General features: G+C 60.0%; 1 protein-coding gene. It reads left to right on the top strand.

Annotated features, from left to right (window positions below):
* Positions 1–11: 11 nt before the first annotated feature.
* Positions 12–3,072 (top strand): beta strand repeat-containing protein (locus tag QLQ16_RS15735; protein WP_283225592.1); only part of this gene is annotated, 3,061 nt, incomplete at its 3' end.

Raw genomic sequence — 3,072 nt, 5'->3', positions numbered from 1 at the left:
AAGTGGCTGCCATGAGCGAGACACAGTTGGCCTCCTTCAGCGACGCCCAAGTGGCCTTGCTCAACTTGTCACTGATCAACAGCGACCAAGCCGCTGCCATGGCCACGGCCGGTAACCTGGACAACCTGAGCGCAGCCCAGGTTCAATCGCTGCGAGCAGAGGCCATCGACAGCGTGCCCGCAGGCGTGATCGACAACCTCACATCCACACAAGTGGCCAACCTGTCCCTGCAGCAAGTGCAGGCCCTCACTGGAGCGCAGCTGCAAGCCCTGGCCACCGCAGGCCTGCTGGATGACCTGGCCCACCCGCTCACCAATGTCCAACTCACCAGTGCCAGCCCCGCTGGCCTGGGTCTGACAACCTTGGGCGACAACAGCGGCCAGACCGGCATCGAGGCCGGTCTGTTCAACGAGATCATCAACACCCAGAGTTTGGTCACAGGCACTGACGCGACCGACACCGCCAACAAGCTCAGCAACATCGCCAGCGTGGTGGACCGCGTCGCCGCAGCGGCGGCAGGCCAGGCCGTCAACCCTGCGTTGACCGAAAACGACTTTGCCGCCATCGGCATCACTGGCGTCACCGCCAACAACCTCAGCGCAGTGTTGGCCGAGATCGCCGCCAGCGCCGACAACGGCAGCGGCATTGCCAGCCTCAGCGCCATCCGCACCCTGATTGCCCCTGACGCCATCACCAACCTGAGCCTGAGCGAAGGCGACATTGGTGAAAGCAACGCAGACCGCCTGACCAACGCCGCCAGCCTGACCTTCTCGGGCACCGCCCGCCAAGGCGCCAGCGTCAGCGTTTGGGTGGACGCCGATGGCGACAACGTGGTCGACAGCGGTGAAACCCAGACCGTCACGGCCGACGCCAACACTGGTGTCTTTACCGCCATCGCCACCGCCACTGTAGCCAACGGCTTGGTGCGCGCCACCGCCACACAAACCGACGGCACAGGCACCAGCCCGGTCAGTCAGACCTTGGTGATTGAGCGTGACATCGCAGCGCCCACGCTGCAAAGCGCCACCGTCAACGGTGACCGGCTTGTGCTGGCTTACAGCCACCCGCTGGATGCCACCAACCTGCCAGATCTGGCCAAATACACCGTCCTGCTCCAAGACGGCAGCCTGACGCCACCGACCATTGCGCTCACTGGTACTCCCGTTGTCAATGGCAACACCCTGGTACTCACCTTGGCCACCCCGGTCAATGCAGGTCAAGTCATCACCTTCAGCTACACCGACGCCGATACCACCGACAACGCCTCCGGCGTCCTGCAAGACCTGGCGGGCAACGATGTGGGCGACCTGACGAATCAGACTGTGGTCAACAACACGGGCGACACCCGTACCCTGGCTGCCCCCACCATCAGTTTGGCTGGTGAAGTGTCGGACTCTCTCAACGCCACCGAAGCGGCCGACGGCACCACCGTGGTGGTCAACCTGTCAGGCACAGGCGCCCAGGCCAACGACACCGTGCAATTGCGTTGGGCCAAGGCCGGTGGTGGCACCGAAACCGTGAGCTTGTCATTGACAAGCACCCACATCACCAACGGCAGCGCCACCGTCACGGTGCCGAATGCCGCCATCTTGACCGTGGGCGACGGCACCGTCAATGTTGACGCCCGCCTGGTCAAGGCCGGCTTTGATGCTACAAGCAACGGTGCTGCCAGTGCCTATTCTGCAGCGCAAAGTCTGACCGTGGCTACCAATGTGGAGCCAACAACGGTGCAATTGGACTTGGCCAAAGAGGATGATTCGGGTGCCAGTTTCACAGACAACATCACGTACCAAATGACGAACTTGACCATTGGCGGGCAGGTCTCTGCCAATGCTTCAGTGAGCTTGTTTGATGATGTGAATAACAATGGTGTGAATGACGCAGGCGAAAGCCTTGGTTCTGTGGTGGCCGACCATCTGGGGGTATTTCATAGAGATGTGTCATTGACCGGTCGAAAAGCGTTTGGTGAAAATACTGTCAACGGCATTCACAACCTCCGTGCTGTCATCACTGACACGCAGGGCAACCAGAGCGTCAGCGCAGCTCTGGCGGTTGAGATCGCAACATTGGGTTACGTTGCCCCCTTGGTTGTGTTGAGTACAGCCGACGACACAGGTGTTCAGGGAGACTCCAAAACGTCTGCCACCACAGGCGTTTCACTGACGGGAACAAGCAGTGCCCAAAGCAATGTACGCGCCTTCAAGGATCTGAACGCAAACAACCAGTTTGATGTCGGTACGGACACCGATTTTGGTATTTCCAGTACGGACTTGCAAGGCAATTTCAACCTGGATTTGCCAGGTACCTGGACTTCTGGCAAACACACCGTTTCATTCCAAAAAGTTGAATCTGTGGCATCGGGTGCGGCCAACTCGACTTCTCAATTTACGTTTGAAGTCGACGCAAATTCGCCAACACTGGAAGCCGCTGTAGGTGCGGACACGACGGTCAACTTGTTGTTCAACGAAGTGTTGGATGCGAGCACAGCACCATTGGCCGGAGCCTTCACGCTGGCGGGCAACACAGTGACGGGTGTGGCCATCAGTGGCAACCAAGTGACGCTGACCCTGCAAACGGCGCTGACGGGTAACACCAGCGTGACCTACACCGCCCCGTCTTCGGGCAATGCGGTGCTGCAGGATGAGGCAGGCAACGACGTCGTCAGTGCCACCTTCAACGTGGTGGCCGATGCTGTGGCCCCGATTTTCGACAAAGTCATCAGCACCAGCGCAGATGGCAACTACCGAGTTGGTGACCCCGTTACCCTGCAAGTGGTGTTTGACAAAACGGTCAGCGTTGACACCAGCGGCGGTACCCCTACACTGACGCTGTCCAACGGTGCCGTAGCAGACTTTGTGGGTGTGGCAGGCAACCGTATGGTGTTCCAGTACAAGGTGCAAGCCGGTGACACAAACAGTGCAGATCTGAACATTGGGGCAGGCGGTCTCGCGCTCAATGGTGCCAGCATCCAAAGCGTGGCTGGCGTGGCGGCGGACCTGAGCGGACTGACCAGTGCAGACGTCAAGGCCGTGGACGGCAGCACCAGCGCGGTGCTGGCAGTCAACGGCACAT

The organism is Limnohabitans lacus (genome assembly GCF_030053395.1).
Lineage (GTDB): Bacteria > Pseudomonadota > Gammaproteobacteria > Burkholderiales > Burkholderiaceae_C > Limnohabitans_A > Limnohabitans_A lacus.
This window is presented reverse-complemented; position numbering and strand designations above follow the sequence as displayed.